Source organism: Streptosporangium sp. NPDC049248 (assembly GCF_040678965.1).
Classification (GTDB): domain Bacteria; phylum Actinomycetota; class Actinomycetes; order Streptosporangiales; family Streptosporangiaceae; genus Streptosporangium; species Streptosporangium fukuiense.
Window position 1 is genome coordinate 202857 of sequence record NZ_JBFAQY010000014.1, and the last position, 18302, is coordinate 221158.

Annotated in this window: 14 protein-coding genes; 6 read left to right on the forward strand and 8 right to left on the reverse strand. The window is 72.2% G+C overall.

The genetic code is table 11. From position 1 onward, the window contains the following. Positions 1-1492: 1492 nt before the first annotated feature. Positions 1493-4765: an amino acid adenylation domain-containing protein gene (locus AB0K21_RS25135; RefSeq protein ID WP_364153634.1), complete on the reverse strand. Its 3273-nt coding sequence runs from the start codon at positions 4763-4765 to the stop codon at positions 1493-1495. Beyond that, a complete protein-coding gene (locus AB0K21_RS25140) occupies positions 4762-7296 on the reverse strand; it encodes a prolyl oligopeptidase family serine peptidase (RefSeq protein ID WP_343982955.1) in 2535 nt (844 codons plus the stop codon). Before AB0K21_RS25140 ends, AB0K21_RS25135 begins: the two co-directional genes overlap by 4 nt. A 176-nt stretch (positions 7297-7472) precedes the next feature. On the opposite strand from AB0K21_RS25140, the gene AB0K21_RS25145 reads away from it, so the two are divergent. Next, positions 7473-8684 (forward strand): cytochrome P450, encoded by a 1212-nt coding sequence (locus AB0K21_RS25145; RefSeq protein WP_364153637.1) that lies wholly within the window; start codon positions 7473-7475, stop codon positions 8682-8684. 11 nt (positions 8685-8695) lie between these two features. Then, positions 8696-9853: a winged helix DNA-binding domain-containing protein gene (locus AB0K21_RS25150; protein WP_364153640.1), complete on the forward strand. Its 1158-nt coding sequence runs from the start codon at positions 8696-8698 to the stop codon at positions 9851-9853. A gap of 57 nt (positions 9854-9910) precedes the next feature. Here the strand turns inward: AB0K21_RS25150 and AB0K21_RS25155 are convergent, their stop codons facing one another. From AB0K21_RS25155 to AB0K21_RS25170, 4 genes are all read right to left on the reverse strand, one after another. Then, positions 9911-10672 (reverse strand): alpha/beta fold hydrolase, encoded by a 762-nt coding sequence (locus AB0K21_RS25155; protein ID WP_364153643.1) that lies wholly within the window; start codon positions 10670-10672, stop codon positions 9911-9913. Further along, positions 10666-11709: a hypothetical protein gene (locus AB0K21_RS25160; RefSeq protein WP_364153646.1), complete on the reverse strand. Its 1044-nt coding sequence runs from the start codon at positions 11707-11709 to the stop codon at positions 10666-10668. Before AB0K21_RS25160 ends, AB0K21_RS25155 begins: the two co-directional genes overlap by 7 nt. After that, positions 11703-12530: an orotidine-5'-phosphate decarboxylase gene (gene pyrF / locus AB0K21_RS25165; RefSeq protein WP_364153649.1), complete on the reverse strand. Its 828-nt coding sequence runs from the start codon at positions 12528-12530 to the stop codon at positions 11703-11705. Before pyrF ends, AB0K21_RS25160 begins: the two co-directional genes overlap by 7 nt. A 235-nt stretch (positions 12531-12765) precedes the next feature. Next, the gene (locus AB0K21_RS25170) at positions 12766-13122 is read right to left on the reverse strand and encodes a hypothetical protein (RefSeq protein WP_343982854.1); all 357 of its coding nucleotides are present in this window, start codon (positions 13120-13122) and stop codon (positions 12766-12768) included. Between the two features lie 366 nt (positions 13123-13488). Here AB0K21_RS25170 and AB0K21_RS25175 point away from each other — a divergent pair, with 366 nt between their 5' ends. Beyond that, on the forward strand, positions 13489-14469 hold the full coding sequence (locus AB0K21_RS25175; protein WP_364153652.1) for a DUF6183 family protein: 981 nt from the start codon (positions 13489-13491) through the stop codon (positions 14467-14469). Here AB0K21_RS25175 and AB0K21_RS25180 read toward each other — a convergent pair. Then, the gene (locus AB0K21_RS25180) at positions 14466-14981 is read right to left on the reverse strand and encodes an Lrp/AsnC family transcriptional regulator (RefSeq protein ID WP_364153655.1); all 516 of its coding nucleotides are present in this window, start codon (positions 14979-14981) and stop codon (positions 14466-14468) included. The genes AB0K21_RS25175 and AB0K21_RS25180 overlap by 4 nt on opposite strands. 93 nt (positions 14982-15074) lie before the next feature. Between AB0K21_RS25180 and AB0K21_RS25185 the strand changes: the two genes are divergently transcribed. The 3 genes from AB0K21_RS25185 to AB0K21_RS25195 all read left to right on the forward strand — a co-directional run bounded on the left by AB0K21_RS25185 (position 15075) and on the right by AB0K21_RS25195 (position 17445). After that, positions 15075-15944 (forward strand): LLM class flavin-dependent oxidoreductase, encoded by an 870-nt coding sequence (locus tag AB0K21_RS25185; protein WP_343982862.1) that lies wholly within the window; start codon positions 15075-15077, stop codon positions 15942-15944. Next, complete coding sequence (locus AB0K21_RS25190) at positions 15941-16366, forward strand: nucleoside deaminase (protein ID WP_343982865.1); 426 nt, start codon at positions 15941-15943, stop codon at positions 16364-16366. Before AB0K21_RS25185 ends, AB0K21_RS25190 begins: the two co-directional genes overlap by 4 nt. A 140-nt stretch (positions 16367-16506) precedes the next feature. Continuing rightward, entirely contained in the window at positions 16507-17445 is a 939-nt protein-coding gene (locus AB0K21_RS25195) for an NADP-dependent oxidoreductase (protein ID WP_343982868.1), read from the forward strand. 274 nt (positions 17446-17719) lie between these two features. Here AB0K21_RS25195 and AB0K21_RS25200 read toward each other — a convergent pair. Next, a partial coding sequence (locus tag AB0K21_RS25200; protein WP_364153660.1) for a transposase occupies positions 17720-18302 on the reverse strand: 583 nt, incomplete at its 5' end.

The window sequence follows — 18302 nt, forward strand, 5'->3', positions numbered from 1 at the left end:
TGTACCAAATGCTCACCGAGCGTCGACGTCCCGTATCAGAATGACATGACGCCAGGTGGTGGCCGACTTCTGCGAGGCTGGCATGGACAACGTAATGCGGCTGGTCGATGCCGCGGCACTCGATCCGCGGATCACCCCCGAGCAGTTGACCGCCCGCTATGGCCAGAACGACCACGTCTTCAGTCTGCTGGCCGTCGCGGAGGCGATCCTCAACCGGGTTCCCGCCGGCGTCACCCGGTGGCTGTCGGCCCCCGGCGCGCGGACGATGTGGGAGGAGGTCCTCACCGTCCAGGAGGGCAACCACCAGCTTTCGTGGTGGAGCAAGATGATCACTTTGGGTATCGAGCACCCCGACACCCTGCGTGCGGACCGGCGGCTGGCCAGGATCCGCCAGCGTCGCCGAGAGGCACAGTTCGTCGTGACCGCATCGATGGACCGGTCGGTGGACGGCCGGGTGCGGGACACCGCGCTGCGGCGGCTCAGGGACGCCCATCCCCAGGAGACCGATTCGATACTCGGCGAGCTGCGTCGCCTGAGTGGCGTCGCCGGTGACGAATGCCCCACCCCCGAGGCCGAACGGCTTCTGCGTCTGAGCGATGAGCCGTTTCGCAACCTGGTCGCCCAGGATGTCCGAGGACGCGCGGACGTCGACGAGCTGAGGCATCCCGCTGTGCTGGCCCGCTGGTATGACGCCCTGGTCGAGCTGGGCTCTCAGACCTTCGAGCAGATCGGCCTCGAAACCGGGGAGCGCCACGTCCGGGCCTGGTTCGCCGTTCCCGACCGGTACCTGATCGATACCCGGCACGACGCGTCCGTCGAGGACTGGGCCCCCAAGCTCACCTTCCTCACCCACCTGCGCACTCGCCTGATGGAACGCGGCAGGCTTCGCCGCGCACACGACCTACGGCTGTTCCGGCAGGTGCACGGCCCCCTGGAGCAGAGGCTCAGGACGGTCTACCCCGATGAGTACGCCCGCTACCGGCAAGAAGAGCCCCCACATGCCGCCGCGCCGCAGACGGGCGAACCTCGTCCGCCTCATCCCGCCGCGTTCTCCGGGTACGCGGAGGTGTTGCACGAGCACACGTGGGATGTGAAATGGATCTACGACGGGCACCGGGTGTGGTTGGACGCCTGGCACGGTGACGACTGGCGCAGGGGCGGCCGCATCGTCGTCACCGCCGCACGGAGCAGAAACGCCGGTAAGTCGTCATGGAGCAAGCCCAACTTCGTGTTCCACAACCGCCGCTCCCGCCGCTACACCCTCCTGTCGAGCGCCGAGGCCCTGGTAACGCTCGCCGCGGAAAACCCGGCGGTCACCCCGGCCCGATACCTCAAGGCCGTGGTACCGCAGGTACGCGAGCATCTTGAGGCGCTCATACCCCCGGACGGCTTCCGATGGCGGCACCCGTACCCGCCCCCGTGCGGCTCGGCTCCGGACAGGCCGCGGGAGCTTCACGAGCCGCCTCGGCCGCGCGGGCTTCCGGGAGGGGAGCTAACCGGGTTCGCGCAGCGCCGAGGCCAAGCCCGCGGCCGTGGGGTGCTCCCACAGCAGGCGGGCCGCCACCGGCCTGCGCAGGCCGCCACGGAGGCGGTCCAGCAGCGTCACCGCGAGCCGTGAGTCGCCGCCCGTCTCGAAGAAGGTGTCGTGCGGGCCGACCCGGCGGTCGTCCAGCACCCGCCGGAAGGCTTCCAGCACCTCCAGTTCCAGCCGGTCACGCGGCTCGTCCGGGTGTTTCCCGGCGCGGGCGGCCGAGGAGGCCAGCCGGCGACGGTCGATCTTGCCAGCGCTCGTCAGCGGCAGTTCGTCCAGCACGTGCACGGTCCCCGGCACCATGTAGCCGGGCAGCCGCCCGGCCGCCCATGCCCTGGCGTCCTTCGCCGTCACCGGCCCGGAGGCGGCGGTGCGGGCGGACGCGGGCACGGGGACGGACACGGGGACGGACAGGTAGGCCACCAGCTGGTCGTCCTCCAGTGTCACCGCCGCGTCGTCCACACCGGGGCAGGCGCGCAGCGTCTGCTCGATCTCGCCGAGCTCGATCCGGTAGCCGCGGTGCTTGACCTGGTGGTCCACCCGGCCGATGAAGTCGAGGCGGCCGTCGGGGCGCTGCCGCACCAGGTCGCCGGTCCGGTAGAGCCGTCCTCCAGGCGCCGGAGGCCGGCCCGGTGCGGGGGGAAACGGCCCGGCGAGAGGCACGAAGCGTTCGGCGGTCAGCGCGGGTCGCCGGTGGTAGCCGCGGGCCACGCCCACGCCGCCGACGTGCAGCTCGCCGGGCACGCCCCGTGGCGCCGTCCGGCCCGCGGCGTCCAGCACCAGCGCGTACGCCCCCGCCATGGGCAGCCCGATCGGGGGTACGCCCTCGCCGGGCGAGCAGTCGGCCAGGGTCGCGATGACGGTCGCCTCGGTCGGCCCGTAGGCGTTGACCATGCGCCGGCCGGTGCCCCAGCGCTCGACCAGTTCGGGGGGGCACGCCTCGCCACCGGTCACCAGCACCCGAAGGTCCGGCAGCGGGTCGTCGCCGGGCAGCGTCGCGATCACCGAGGGGGGCAGCAGCACGGCGTTCACCTCGCGCCCGGACAGGCACCTGCTCAGTGCCCGGCCCACGAGGATGTTCCCGGCCTCCGGTACGCACAGGGTGCCGCCGGAGGTCAGCGTGGTGAACACCTCCCAGACCCAGGCGTCGAAGGTCGGCGGCGCGAACTGCAGCAGCCGCGTGCCGGGACCGATGCCCAGCTCGGAGGCGAGGGCCGTGACCAGGTTGCACGCGCCGGCGTGCTCAAGCAGCACCCCCTTGGGCAGGCCGGTCGAGCCCGAGGTGTAGATCATGTAGGCGAGGTCGCGCGGCCCGGCGGGACCGACCGGGGCGGTCGGCCCCGCTCGGCCGGCCGGGTCGCTCCGGTCGAGGTCGAGGCGGCGCCCCCCGCTCGGCGGCAGTTCGCGGAGGATCTCCCCGGTGCTCACCAGGACGGCCGCGGCCGCGTCGGACAGCAGGTACTCCAGCCTGGCGGCAGGCTGGGCCGGGTCGAGTGCCAGGAACGCGCCGCCCGCGTACAGCACCCCGGCCACGACCGTGACCAGGCGGGCCGAGCGGGGCAGGCAGATCGCGGTCACCGTGCCCGGGCCCACCCCCTCGGCGGCCAGCCGGCCGGCCAGTTCCCGGGCGCGCTCGTCCAGCTCGCGGTAGGTGAGCCGCCCGTCGTCGCCGTCCACCGCCGTCGCGCCGGGGGTGCGCCCGGCCTGCGCGGCGATCAGTACGGCCAGGGTGGAGTCCGGGGCCACGGCCACCGGTGGGCCGGTAAGAGGGCCGGAGCACTCGTCCAGCGGCAGGTCGAGCACCGGCCGAGCGGGGAAGCGGGACATCTCACCGAGCAACCGGACCAGGCGGGCGGCCATCAACTGGATCGTGGCGTGGTCGAAGACGTCGACGGCGTAGGTGAGGGTCGCCCGCAGCCGCTCGTCGCCGCCTTCGGGAAGGGCCACCCCGCCGTTCCCGGCGAGGGGAGCGCGCGGCCGGTCGCCGCTCTCCCCGCCCTCGCGGCCCCTGGCCGGCGCCTCCGTGGTGAGGCGCAGGTCCAGGTCGCGGGCCGTCCACGGGGTGACGGCGTCCGGGGCGCCGAGCGGTTCCAGGCGCAGGCCCGCCGCCTGGCGCGTGACGGGAGGGGGCACGACGCCGTACGTCACGTCGAACAGCGCCCCCCTGCTGGGGGTGCGGGGCGGGGCGACGGCGGCGGCCACGTCCTGCAGCGGCAGCCGATGCCGCCAGGCGTCGCCGACGGCTCGCTCCAGGCGGGCGGAGAGGGCGGCGGGGCCGGGGTCGCCGGACAGGTCCACGCGCACTGGGAGGAGGTCATCCAGCGGCCCCACTGTCCCGGAGAATTCGTTCGGCTCCCCGCCGAGCGGCCCCGAGACGCGGCCGGGGGAGTGCACGCCGATCGTGAAGCGCTCCTGGCCCGAGCAGCGCGACAGCAGCGCGGTGAACGCGGTGAGCACAGCGAGCGGAGGGTCGCCCAGCCCGGCCGGTACGGCCACCTCGAAGTGGTGTGCCCCGCCCGCGCCGGAACGGTGCCCGGGGCGGGGGCGGTCGGTGGCCACCTCCAGCGGTGGCACCTCCCGCAGTGCCGCACGCCAGAACTCGGGCCTGGCGTGCGGCGCCGCGGGAACACCGCCGGCTGACCCTGCCGGTTGATCGGCCCCGGAAGCCAGGGGCCGCGTGGGCGCGGCGCGCGAAGAGAGGTCAGAGGATGTCGCGGGCGGGCGGGGGAAGTCGCCCGCGACCGGTGCGCGGGGCGGATCGGGCAAGTGCGGGGAGTCCCCTTCGGCTCGCGCCCGGTACAGCTCGGCCAGGTCGGCGGCCAGTACGGCGGCCGAGCCCTCGTCGGTGACGCACGGGTGCGCGCGCAGCACCAGCACGTGCTCCGCCGGGCCGAGCGCCAGCAGTGAGACGCGGGCCAGTGGCCCGGTCACCAGGTCGAACGGCCGGGACTCCAGCTCGGCCAGCGTCGCGCCGAGCTTCTCGGGCTCGACCGGCACCGCCCGCGGGACGGGCAGGACCCCGGCCGAGACCACCGGGCGCGGCCCGTCGCCCCGGGCGGGCAGGGACCAGCGCAGCACCTCGTGCCGCGCGGCCAGGTCGCCGAGCGCCGCGCCCAGTGCCGCCTCGTCGAGGGGGCCGGTCAGCCTTAGCCGCAGGGAGATCCCGCCGGGCGCGGCATCGCCGAGCAGGTGTTCCAGCCAGGCCCGCTCCTGGACGGGCGAGAAGAGCCTCACCGCTCGCTCCCGGGCAGGTTCAGCCGGAGCCAGTCCAGCTCCTGTTCGATCATGCTCTGGAAGTTCGCGGGCGAGACCATCGAGTACGGCATGTGCGCCTCGCCCCAGTAGCTGACCAGCCGCACCTTCTTGGCCTGCCTGGCCAGCGCCGTGTACATCTCCTCGGAGCCGGTGTGGGTCAGATAGTCACGTTCGCCGTGCAGCATGAGCACCGGAGTCTTGATCTTGCCCGCGTGCAGCAGCGGGCTGTTGCGCACGTACCGCCGTGGGTCCTCCCACGGGGGCTTGCCCAGCCCGAACTCGAAGGCCGGGTCCTCGATGTAGGCCGGCGCGAACCATTCCTGCGCGCGCGGCGTGTAGCGGAAGCGGGCGTCGAACACGCCGTAGCTGCTGATCACGTCGGAGAAGCCGGAGATCGCGATCGCCGCCTCGAACCGGTCGGTCTGGGTGACGAGGCTGTGCACGTTGTAGGAGCCGAAGGAGTGCCCCATCACCGCCAGCCGCTTGGCGTCGGCCACCCCCGCGTCGATCGCGGCGTCCACCGCGTTCATGATCGGTTTGGTCGGCCAGGTCATCGGCTCGGCCGCCGCCTTGCCCTCGGGGCGGGGGATCGACGGGACGAGCACGGCGTAACCATTGGCGGCCAGGAACTGCAGGGTCAGGTAGCTCGGGTTGTTGACCTGGAACTCCGGCACGTCCTCCAGGGTCGAGACGATCCGGGTGCCGTACACGTTGACCACGAGCGGGTGACGTTGCCCGTCGCGGTGGCCCGGTGGCAGCAGCAGCGCGCCGGTCAGCTTCTCCCCGTTCGCGCCCTTGTAGGTGACGAGCCTGCGCTGCGGGGGGAGCACCTGGGCGAGGTGGCCGTTCAGCGAGATGCGCTGGGTGTGGCGGCCGGCGTGCGTGGTCCACAGCGCGGTGCCCTGGTCGCCACCCGCGCCGAAGACCGCAGTGCGGTCGGCGGGGGAGTACCCGGCGACGCCCGCTTCGGGGTGCGGCGCCGGGAGCGGGGTCAGCACCGGCGTGGCGCCGGGCGCCAGCTCGTACAGGCCGCCCTTGGTGTCACGCACCAGCACCAGGGGGAAGTCGCGGTCGAGCCGGGGGTTGGCCGGTTCGGCACCGCCCCGGTCGGTGGGGCGTACGCCGTTGCGCCTGACCCCGTCGTCCAGCGGCCAGGCCAGCTCCGCCAGCGGGGCGGCGCCGGTGGCCTTAAGGTCGCGGGCCTGCCCGGTACGCGGGTCGATCAGCCAGGCGCGCCCGTCGGCCACGCCCAGCACGCCACCGCTCACCGGCACCAGCTCCAGCGGGGGGACCTTGAACCGCGAGGTCAGGTCGCGCGGCTTGGCGGCGGGATCGGCCGGGTCGAACGCCCACCAGTCCTGGCGGGCCGCCGGATCGGCGGCCTCGGCGACCTGCGTGCCGCGCACCAGCGGGGTACCCGCGCCCCAGAGCAGGCCGGTGGCCACCAGCCGGTCGGCGGCCAGCGGTGCGGCCTTCCCGCCGGCGGCGGGCACCAGGTAGGCGGTGAACGGGTCGGGCGTCTTCGGCGTGGCCTTGCCGACGACCAGCAGGTTGGCGCCGTCGGCGGCCCAGCGGGGCTGCACGGTGATCGAGGGACTCGGCACCTCGGTCACCACGCGTGGCTGCCCGCCGGAGGCGAAGGCGATCGCCAGCCGGGTACGCCGTTCCAGGACGCGCTTGAGCTGCCCGGCGCGTGCGGGGGTGGGGCCGAGGTCGTCCACCCGGGCGATGTGCCGCCCGGTCGGGTCGGCGACCAGGTTGCCCGCCGTGTAGGTGCGGGCCGGTCCGGCTGAGGTGATCTTGCCGGTGACGGCGTCGATGACGGCGATCTCCTCGTCCAGCGCGTCCGCACCGTCGGCGGTGGAGCTGTCGAGCACGGAGGCGGTGTTCTCCTTGCCGCGCTCGACCTTGGCCCACTCCTTCGGGGCGGCACGCTGAGCCTCCAGCCACTGCCCGTACTCCAGCGACCAGCGGCCGGGGTTCACCATCGGCGCGATCACCCGCCGGGAGTCCAGCCACTGGATCAGGTAGCCGGAGGCGTTCGTCATCGTCTGCACCCCGCGCGGGGTCAGCTTGCGGATCTCGCCGCTCTCCCGGTCCCACACGTGCAGGAAGACGTCGTCGCCGCCCCGGGTGGAGGCGAAGGCCAGCATGCGCCCGTCGGGCGACCAGACCGGATTGTAGTGACCGGTGCCGTCCTTCGCCCCGTGCGTCACGTCACGGGCCGGTCCCGCGCCGTCCGCTATCCAGATGTCGGCGCGCTCGTTTCCATCGACAAATGATGCGCCATATCTGCTCGACTCGCTCGGGCCGCGTTTCACGACCGCCGCCACTGATTTACCGTCGGGGGACGGGACGACCTGACCGAGTTTCTTCGTGGTCAGGAAGTCCCGCATCGTGAACGGCCCGGGGGCCCGCACCGCGACAGGCCGCTCCACCGGTGGGGAAGCGCCTCCGACCAGGGCGGTGGCCGTGAGCAATGACAGGACGAGCTTGACACGTAGCACCATGGGAGGACGATAACCACGTCATCGGAAACGCGGAAAAACGCCCGGGTGGCCCTCCGGCGGGCGGTTTATAATCCCGCCTTCGCCTTAATCGGAACAACCCGAAGCTTAAATCAGTGCCATCCCGCCGGCGAGATGACGGCTGCCGGGAGTTTCTCCGAGGAATGGGAGGTTCGTAAATGACCGATGTCGATCTGGCCGACGCCGATCTGCACGTCGGAGACAGACCCCACGAGGTCTTCCGCCACCTGCGTGACCATGACCCGCTGTACTGGAACCCCGAGGGCAGGGAGCCTGGCTTCTGGTCGGTCACCCGCTACGAGGACTGCGTGAAGGTGCAGAAGGACCCCCGGACCTTCAGTTCCAACCAGACCAACACCCTTGGCCCGCACCGCAACACCGGTGACCAGGGATCCGGAAAGATGATCAACACGACCGATCCGCCCCGCCACACCGAGCTGCGCAAACTGGTCAACAAGTGCTTCACACCCCGGGCCATCGCCGCCCTGGAGCCGTACCTGCGCTCGGTCGTCAGGGACGTGTTCGCCGACGCGCTGGAGCGGGGCGAGTGCGACTTCGCCGAGGTCGTGGCGGCCCTGCCGGTCGCGGGCATCTCCGCACTGCTGGACGTGCCGCGCCAGGACTGGGACCTGATGCTCAACCTCACCTCCACCGCGTTCGGCTCGCACGACAGCGAGTACCAGCTGACCTCCGACGTGCGCGCCAACGCCGCCCAGGCGCACGGCCGGCTCCTGCTCTACTGCCAGGGCCTGGTGGAGCGGCGGCGCGCCTCGCCCGGCGACGACATCGTCAGCCTGCTGGCCCACTCCCAGGACGCGGGGGTGCTCAGCGAGGAGGAGTGCCTGCTCTTCTTCGACGTGCTGATGCTCGGCGGCAACGAGACCACCCGGCACGCCGCCGTCGGAGGGCTGCTGGCCCTCATGGAGCACCCCGACCAGTGGGAGCGGCTGCGCAAGGAACCCGAGCTGGTGCCGGGCGCGGTCGGCGAGCTGCTGCGCTGGACCTCGCCCAGCCGCCACGTGCTGCGCCGCGCCGCCCGCGAGACCGAGCTGTACGGCAAGACCATCCATCCGGGCCAGGACGTCGTCATCTGGCACACCTCCGCCAACCGTGACGAGCGGGTGTTCGACGCGCCGGAGGTGTTCGACGTCGGACGACCCCGCAGCTCACGCAACGGGCACGTCGCGTTCGGCTCCGGGCCGCACTTCTGCCTGGGCGCCGCCCTCGCGGAGCTGGAGCTCACCGTCTTCCTGGACGAGCTCGCGACCTCGGTGTCGGCGGCCGAACTGCTCGGACCGCCCGACTACCTGCGCTCCCCGGTCATCAACGGCGTCAAGCACGTCCAGGTTCGGCTCCATCCGATGGGGTAGAGGCATCCACCATGAATTCGCTCACCTGGGATCAGGTCCACGCGCGGCGGCTGGCCCGCCACCATCTCGTGAAACCCGTCTCCGGCGACCTGCGGAAACCCGTGCGTGACGTGTGCGGGGTGCAGGCACAGGTCGCCGCCGCGGCCGAGCTGGCCATCGGGTCACGGGTGAGGGACGCCACCCGCGAGCAGGTCCGCGCGGAGCTCTACGACGACAAACGCCTCGTCAAGACGTACAGCCTGCGCGGCACCCTGCACGTGCACGCCGCCGACGAGCTGGCCTTGTGGCTGGCGGCGATGCGCTGGAAGCCCTACTGGCGCGCCAAGGGCAGCTGGCACGCCCACCACGGGCTGACCGCGAAACAGGGCGAGTCGTTCGTCGACGCGGTCCGCGAGGCACTGGACGGCGAGTGCCTGACCCGCGAGGAGCTGGCCGGGGAGGTGTCGGGCCGGGTCGGCGCCTGGGCCAAGGACAAGCTCGCCTCCAACTGGGGCGAGCTGCTGCGTCCGGTGGCCTACCTCGGCGTGCTCTGCTTCGGGCCGGTACGGGGCGCCAAGGTCACCTACGTCAGGCCCGACCGGTGGGCGGGGCTGAAGGTCGAGCTCGGCGAACAGCCCGACCCCGAGGAGTCGGCGATGGAGATCATCCGCCGCTACCTGCGTGCGTACGGTCCCGCCACCCACCAGGACCTGGCCCGCTGGTTCGCGCTCAGGCCGCCCGAGGCACGCGAGGCGCTGGAGTCGCTCGGCGACGAGATCGTCGGAGTCGAGGTCGAGGGCCGCAGGGCGTACGTCCTCGCCACCGACGAGAGCCGCTGGCCGTCACAGGCGAGCTGCCTGCGGCTGCTGCCGCAGTACGAGGCGTACATCCTGGGCAGCGGCCCCAAGGAGGTCGTCGTACCCAAGGACACCGCCGGACGGGTCTTCGAGCACGGCCGGGGCAGGTACGAGGGCGCGGTCGCCCACCAGGTCATGCTCGTCGACGGGGTCGTGTCCGGCATGTGGGAGCGCAGGGAGAAGGGCGGCAAGGTCGAGATCAAGGTCGAGTCGTTCGTCGAACTCGATTCCGGCCGGAGCGAGGAACTGGAGCGGGAGGCCGAGCGCGTCGGCCGCTTCTACGGTGCCGAGGCCACCCTGTCCATGGGCAGGCTCACCGCCAGGAAACGCTGAGTCCTCCGCGAGTTCCGCCGCCCAGGCCCCGGGCGGCGGCTCGGTCGTGGCCTTCGCTCATCGGCAGGTGCCGAGGTCCTCCCGGATCGCACGCAGCACCGCCCGGCGCTGAGTGTGGACGAAGAAGTGCCCGCCAGGCAGCAGCCGGAGCCGGAACGCCGACTCCGTCTGCGCGCTCCACGCGCCCAGACCGGCGGCCGTCGTCGTCGGGTCCCCGATCCCGCCGAACACCGAGATCGGGCAGGCCAGCGGCGGCTCGTCCTGGTGGACGTAGGACTCGGCCACGTTCAGGTCGGCGCGGAGCACCGGCATGACGAGGCTCATCAGCTCCGCGTTGCCGATCACCTCCGGCGGGATGCCGTCCAGCCGGTGCAGCACTCGCATCAGGTCCTCGTCGCAGAGTCGCCCGAGCCGCGGCATGCCGTCGCGGATCTGGGGGGCGTTCCAGCCGGAGACGAACAGCCGCCCCGGGCCCGGCAGCCCGCGCGAGCGCAGCCGCCGCGCCGTGGTGAACGACACCAGCGCGCCCATGCTGTGCCCGAACAGCGCGAACGGCAGCGGGGCCAGGCGCGACAGTTCGTCGATCACCGGATCGACGATCATCGACAGCCGGTGCGGCGGCTTCTCCCCGATGCGGGTCTCCCGGCCGGGGGAACGCACCGCCCACAGTTCCACGTCGTCGGCCGGCAGGTCGGCCCAGCCGCGGAACGTCGTGGCGCCGCCTCCCGCGTTGGGCACGCAGACCAGCCGCGCGCGAGGCCGTTCCGGCCGCCGCAGCGGTACCAGCCAGCTCGCGGTGCTCAGGCGAGCGGTCAACACGAGACCTCCAGGGATCGTGCGGAGTCCCGGACCCGCTCGCAGGTGGCGACCAGGTCCGCCAGGGATTCGGGGGGGAACATGTGAGCCGCGTCGCCGGGGCGATACAGCCGCTCGGGCTTCGTACACGACTCGATGAGCAGCCCGTCCACACCGTACGCCGAGGCCGCCAGCGCGGCCGGGGCCACCAGCGAGGCGGAGCGGGTGCTGTGGCTGGGGTCGAAGATCACGGGCAGCTCGGTACGGGCGCGCAGCGCGGTGATCGCCCCGAAGCCGGGCTGCTGCGGCGTTCCGGTGGCACCCGCGCAGAGCACCACGGCACTGTTACCCCGGGTGAAGACGAACTCCGCGGCCCGCAGCCAGTCGTCCAGGCTCGCCCGTGGCCCCCGCATCAGCAGCACAGGGCGTCGCTGAGCACCCAGCTCGGCCAGGAGCGGCCGGTTGTCCAGTTGCCGGCCGTCCACCTGCAGGCAGTCGGCCACCTCGGCGACGGCCGCCACCTCGCGCGGGTCACAGACCTCGGTGATCACCGGGATGGCCGCCGCACGCCGGATCTCCGCCAGCGCCTCCAGGCCCCGCAGGCCCCTGCCGGGAAAGTGATAGGGACTGCTGCGCGTCTTGGACAGCCCGGCCCGCAGCGCGTGCGCCCCCTGTGCTCTGACCGTCAGGGCCGTCTCGACCGCGTCCTCGGTCGATTCCAGCGCGCACGGTCCCGCCGCCCACCACAGCCTCGGCCCTCCGACCACCCCGACTTGCCGAGGCGCCTCCGGCGGGCCGGACAGCGGTGGGCCGATCGTCACCTCGCGCGGGGCCACGCCGCTGTCGCGCCGTACCAGCCAGTGGCCGTCGGGGGTGGGGCGGCGGGCCAGCACGGCGGGTGAGGCGGGTACGTGGGCGAGGGATTCGTCGCCGCTCACCACGACGAACACCCTTCCGGCCAGGCGCACCGGCCAGGCGGTGACGTCCTCGTGCGCCCCGGCCCGCGCCGCCACCTCCTCGGCGGCCTCGGCGGAGGTGCCGGGCCGCAGTTCGATCAGCATGCCGGGACCCCCGCGCCGATCTCCTTCCGCCAGGTCGCGATGCTCGCCTCCAGCGCGGCGACGTCAGGACCGTGCCTCAGCACCCCGGTGGTGACCGGCAGCACGGCCCGCCCCGGCGCGTCGGCGGCGACGGCGACGAGGTCGCGGGTGTCGCGTCCGGCCCGGCCCAGGCCGGGCAGTTCCACGACCGCGGACGGCATCCGGGCCACCAGGTCGCGGGCCTCCCCGGGGGCGGCTCCGACCACGGCCGCCGCCGCCACGCCGTGCTCGTCGTTCCACTCCCGCACCTCGTCGGCGGTGCGCTGGGCGACGGTGCGCGAGCCGGTCATGGCGCACTGCACCCCGCCGGCCGCGTGGTTGGAGGTGCGTACGAGCACCATGACCAGCGTTCCGCTGTCCCAGGCCCGGCGCAGCAGCGGGCCGAGGGAGCCGAAGCCCATGAACGGGGTCGCCGTCACCGCGTCCCCGCGCAGCACGCTGCCGGGCCCCAGGTAGAGGTCGGCGTAGGAGTCCATCGTGTCGTCGGCGTCGCACACCTTCGCGTCCAGCACCGCCAGCGAGCCCCGCTCGTGCACGCCGTCGACGACGTCACGCAGCAGGGCGGTGCCCGCGGTGCCGAACCGGGTGAAGAACGGCGCCTGGATCCGGTAGACGGCCACCTGCTCGCCCGCGGCCTCCAGCACCGTCGCGCACATTCGCCGGGCGCCCCCCACGTCGTCGGGCATTCGCCATGCCTCCAGCCACTTGGGGGAGGGGGCGAGTCCCAGGCAGAGGGCGGATCGGGTCTGCAGCAGGTCGGTCCATATCGGTACAGCAGCCATGGGGCCATTGCACACAACCGAGCCCGCTTCCGCACGGCGTCCACTCGCCGTTGAGGTTCCGGCGAGTAGAATCCCCGTTCCTCACCGCGGGCGCGGTGAGGAACGGGGATTCGACGTTTCTTGATCTACATCGTAAAGGGGTCGGCTCGGTGAAAATCCGCCGCCGACCGGGCTTCCGGACTGAAGACCCTCCCCGAAGAGCGAAGACGGATTCGGACGCGCCGCTGTCCGTCGCTCAGCGGTTGGTCCACAGGTGCCAGAACCAGTCGCCCTCGGAGCAGGTGTAGTGCTCCCAGTGGCCTCGGTCGATTCCCCCCTGGCCGGCTGCCACGCAGTTGGAGTGGCTTGAGAACCAGTCGCGGTACACGTCGTCGCCGGCGGGTAGCCGGCCGGCCGTGCCGGCCTGCGCGGCGCCCGTGCGCGCCCCGGCCCCGTGGGCGGTGGCCGAAGCCGCGAAGGCGGGGGTGCCCGTCGCCAGCAGGGCCATGCCGATGATCGCGCCGACCGCCGGCAGCGCGCGGACGCGGAATGCCCTTGTGGAGCGGCTCTGCTCGCCCAGGGGGCCGGAGACGCCGCGACGACCTGTGTTCATCTTCACTCCTCGTGTTCGGTGTGAGATGCCGATCACCTCACGCCTGCTGTCCGCGAAGACCGTGACGCGGAGACCGTGACGTGGGGCCCGTGACGTGGGGCCCGCGCTCCGGGGCGAGCTCGGATCGCCGCTCTTCCGGAGGATTCCGCCGAGGTCGCCTTGCTCAACTCCGCCGTCACCGGCATGATCGTCGATCGTCCGGATTTCCTTGTCGGCCGTCTCCTGTTTCCGCGACGGCAGGCATACGGGACGCCGCCGTTTCGGTCACCGCTTGATTACGTAGTGTAATGGCATCCGATTGGCAAAGGACGGGTTTTCGGCACGAGGAGGAACGAGCATGCGGGCGGGGTCGCCGGAGGAGCCTTCGTGATCTCGCACGGGCTCGTTGACGGGCCACATGGGCCGATCCTGGCGCGCGTTCCCGGAGATGCCGGGTCGCTGGCCGAGCTGGTACGCGGTCACTACGTCGGTGAGCGGCGGCTTCGGGAGGTCCGCGACCTGGCCGCGCTGCTGGCCGAGTCCCGGCGGGTCCACCACCTGTTGCCGCTGTTCGGGTGTGTGCCCGCCGAGCCGGACACCTGGGCGGAACTGATCGCCTGCCTGGCGCAGGAGCTGGTGGTGCGCGGGGTCAACCTGACCCGGGTGCCGGCGGCGGTGCGGTGCGCCGCCGCCCTGCGCGAGCTGGGGCATCCTCTCGCGGGACTGCCCCTGAGGCTCGGCAGGGGGGAGCGCCGGATGCGCGCGCCCTGGTTCGAGTCGGGCTGGGTTCCCCGGCGCGAGCACTACATTCCCGAGCACCCGGAGGTCGCGCGGATCTTCCTGGACGGTCGCGCGCCCGCAGGGGTTCCCGGTGGGGAGCCCGCGACGGTGAGCACCCGGCAGGAGGAGCGGCTCATCACCACGGCGGTGGAGCACTGGAATTCATCAGGATGGGCGAAGATCTTCGAACTTCCCGGGGCCGTCGGCCCTGAGGAGCTGGTGCCGCTGGGGGTGAACGCCTTCCTGCCGGGGGCCTTCGGAGCGGAGACCGCGTTGCACGGGGGGCGGGGCAGCCTGGGCGCGGTGGTGGGCGAGCTGTTCACCTCCGCCTACTGCGACGCCTCTTACTCCTCCGGGCTCCGCGGCGGGTACGGCAGGCTGGCGGCGTGGCGGTCGGTCGCCGGTCTGGTGCGCGCCCCCGCCGACGCGTCCGTCCACCGGGTCAACGAGCTCGCAGCCCGGTGGCGGTGGCTGGTGTTCAGGATCACCAGGCGCACGCCGTACTGGACGGACCAGGAGCTCGCGGTCGGCGCGCTCAGCCCGCGCGGGAAGGTGCTGAGCCTGCTGGTCTCCTACGACACCGACTAGCCGGCCTGCTGAGACGTTCCCGGGTCGGGACCGGCGGGACCCCGTGTGGGGCAGGGGTCCCGGGGGCCCTGGGGGCCGCGGTAGGGCAGGGTCTGGCTGTAGACGAGGTTGGTGGTGGTGCTGCCGAACCGGGCCAGTTCGTCAACGAGCTGTTCGAGGTGGGCCATGGAGGTCGCGGCCATCTTCAGCACGTAGCAGTCGTCGCCGGTGGTCCGCAGGCACTCCAGGATCTCGGGGCGCTCGTCGAGCAGCCGGTGCAGGGGCCGGTGCTGGTGCCGGCTGCCCGGATACTTCAGGCGTACCACGGCGAGCACGGCGAAGCCGACCTTCGCCAGGTCGACATGGGCGTGGTAGCCGGTGATGACGCCCGCCGCCTCCAGGCGCCTGATCCGCTCGGTGGTGGCGGAGGCGCTGAGGTTCACCCGCCGTCCCAGCTCGGTCAGCGGGATGCGGCCGTCTCGCTGGACCTCGACCAGGATCGACCAGTCGGTGGCGTCGAGGCTCTCGGTCATCCGGCAAAGGTACCGGCATATTCACGGCATATCTAATATTACGCCGGGAAAACTCTCTTCCATTGGAAAACAGCAGCTGGATAGCCTGAACCAGTGCAAATAGGCGTTAATGTCCCGAATTTTGGGCCGGGCACCGACCCCGGCGTGCTGCGCGACTGGGCGCAGACGGTGGAGGGCCTGGGTTTCGACCTGCTCATGGTCTCCGACCACATCGCGATAACACCCGACGTCGCCGAACAGTACCCGGCGCCGTTCTACGAACCCTTCACCACCCTCGCCTGGCTGGCCGGCATCACCGGCAGGGTCAGGCTCGGGACCACGGTGCTCATCGTGCCCTACCGGCACCCGCTGCTCGTCGCCCGGATGGCCGCCAACCTCAACCGGCTCAGCGGGGGACGGCTCGTCCTCGGCGTGGGCGTCGGCTGGGCGCGGCAGGAGTTCGACGCGCTCGGAGTCCCGTTCCAGCGGCGTGGGGCGCTGACCGACGAGCACCTCCGGGTGATCCGCGCCGCCTGGAACGATGACAAGGACTACCGCGCCGGGCGGATACCGATCTGGGTCGGCGGCAACAGCGACGCCGGCCTGCGCCGGGCGGTACACCTCGGCGAGGCGTGGCATCCACTGCGGGTCACCCTGCCCTGGCTGCGCGAGGCGCTGGGGCGGTTGAGGACCATCGCCGAGGAGTCCCGGCGGCCGGTGCCCGCCCTGGCCCCCCGGATCGCCCTGCGGCTCACCGAGGCACCGATCACCGACCCCGGGCGGCTCGCCGGGGAGGGCACGATCGACCAGGTGCTCGACGACCTCGAACAGCTGCGCCTCCTGGGCTCCGACACCGTCGTGCTCGATCCGTTCAACGGCGACCCGGACGAGACGCTCCGTCCGCGGGCGGCGTGGCAGGCGCTCGCCACCGTGGCCGCCCACTGGTATCCGGGTACGCGTCACTCAGAGAGAAGGCAACCATGACGCGCGACGACGAACACCTGCTGCGCAGGGCCATCGAGCTTGCCGCCGCGGCGCGGGCGGCCGGTGACCCGCCGTTCGGGTCACTGCTGGCGGGCCCGGACGGCACCGTGCTCGCCGAGGACCGCAACACGGTTCTCAGCGACGCCGACATCACCGCCCACCCCGAGCTCAAGCTGGCCAGGTGGGCGGCCCGCGAGCTCGACCCCGCCGCCGCGGCCACCACGACCATGTACACGAGCTGCCAGCCCTGCCCCATGTGCACGGGCGCGATCGAACGATCCGGCCTCGGCCGAGTGGTGTTCGCGCTCTCCACCGAACAGCTCGCGAGTCTCAAGCCGGAGGCGTCCGGCACCGGCGCCCGCCAGGAGGGCCCCGCCCTGTTCGACGAGGCGCGCGTCCCGGTCGAGGGCTACTACCGCTGATCCGGTCCGATGGTTTCCACGGCCGTCCCAGTCCCGAGGGCGGTATCGGCTCATCACCGGAAGGCTCCCCTCTGCGGGGGAGGAGACTCCCCGTCTCCATCCCCCGCCCGAAGGCGGGGGTTTCCACGTTGGAGGATTTGATGAAGGCGGTCGTTTACCGGCGCTACGGAGGGCCGGAGGTCCTGGAGATGGGGGAGGTCCCCGAGCCGAAACTCGGCCCGGAGTCCGTTCTCATCGACGTCAGGACGGTGTCGGTCAACCCGGTCGACTGGCAGATAGCCGCCGGGCGTCTGGACAGCCGTTTCGACGTGCATTTTCCCGTCGTCCCCGGCTGGGACGTCGCAGGAGTGATCGCGAAGGTCGGCCCGACGGTCACCGGCTTCGCGGTGGGGGACGAGGTGGTCGGGTACGTGCGCGAGGATTCCATCGGAAGGGGGACCTACGCCGAGCGGGTGGCCGCGCCGGTGCGCACCATCGCCCGCAAGCCGGCCAATCTGAGCTGGGAGCAGGCGGCGGCCGTCCCCATCGCCGGCCTCACCGCCTACCAGTCGCTCGTCCACGCGCTGCGGGTGGGGGCCGGTGACACCGTGCTGGTGCAGGCCGCGGCGGGCGGTGTCGGGTCGTTCGCCGTACAGATCGCCGCCGCCCTGGGAGCACGTGTCATCGGCACCGCCTCGGCCCGTAACCACGACTACCTGCGGGGCCTCGGCGCCGAGCCGGTCACCTACGGCCCCGGGCTCGGCGAGCGGGTCCGGATGCTCGCGCCGGCCGGTGTCAGCGCGATCGTGGACATGTACGGCGGCGAGACGCTGGTCTCCTCCCTCGGCCTGCTGCGCGAGGACGCGCGGGGGCGGGTCGTCTCGCTGACCAACGACGGCGTGCTGGAGCACGGCGGCGTCTTCGTGTTCGCCAGGCCGAGCACGGCGGACCTCGACGAGCTGCGACAGATGATCGAGAACGGTCTGGTCGTCCCGGAGATCGCGACGGTGCTGGATCTGTCGGAGGCCGCCGAGGCCTTCCGGTTGAGCCAGAGCGGGCACGTGCGAGGCAAGATCGTTCTTCGGGTGTCGGTGGGCTGAGACAGGCCCGGCCGGGTGGCGTCCGCATGGGGCCGCCCGGCCTTCACCGACGGCGAGCGCTCCAGCAGCCGCGGCGAGGCCGGTGACGACCTGCGCTCGAATCTCGTCCGCGTCCAGGCGGACAACGGGGCCAGGCCCGCCCGGCCGTTGAGGAGACATCCAGGTGACAGGCGTCGGTGACCGTGGCGATCCGCTGCGGTACGCGTTCTGTGTCAGCTTCTCGGTCCTGAAGGGACCGAGCTTGCAGCTCCTCGCCGTGCATGGGGTGCACGGTTCAGGCCGCGTCGTCGGCAGCGTGACTCACTGCCCTGCGACCGATGTTGATCGCAGCGTTGTGGTCGGCGGGGCCGGCGAACCCGCAGCCGAGGCACGTGAAGTCGTCCCGGTTGGGACGGTTGCGCTTGTCGCAGTGCCCGCACCGATGACAGGTGCGGGAGGTGTTACGGGGATCGACCAGACGCACGGGCACCCCGGCGATGGCCGCCTTGTAGGTCACGAACGTACGCAGCTGGTGAAACGCCCACGAGTGCAGGTCGGCACGCCGAGCCTTGTGAACCGTTACCCGCTCGCGGATGCCTTCGAGGTCTTCGAGGGCGATCCCGGTCCGGGTGTCTTTGGCTTTACCGACCAGATGCTTGGAGATGACGTGATTGGTGTTACGGGCGAACCGGGACTCCTTGCGGCGACGCGCCTTGAGAAGCCGCTTGGCGGACTTGGTGCCCTTGGCCTGCAGGCGTGCCCGCAGACGGACGTTGCGCCGCCGGACGGCGCGTACACCCTTGCCGGTATGTGCCTCGCCGGTGGAGTCGGTGGCCAGGTTCACGATGCCAAGATCCACCCCCAGCCACTCGTCCGGC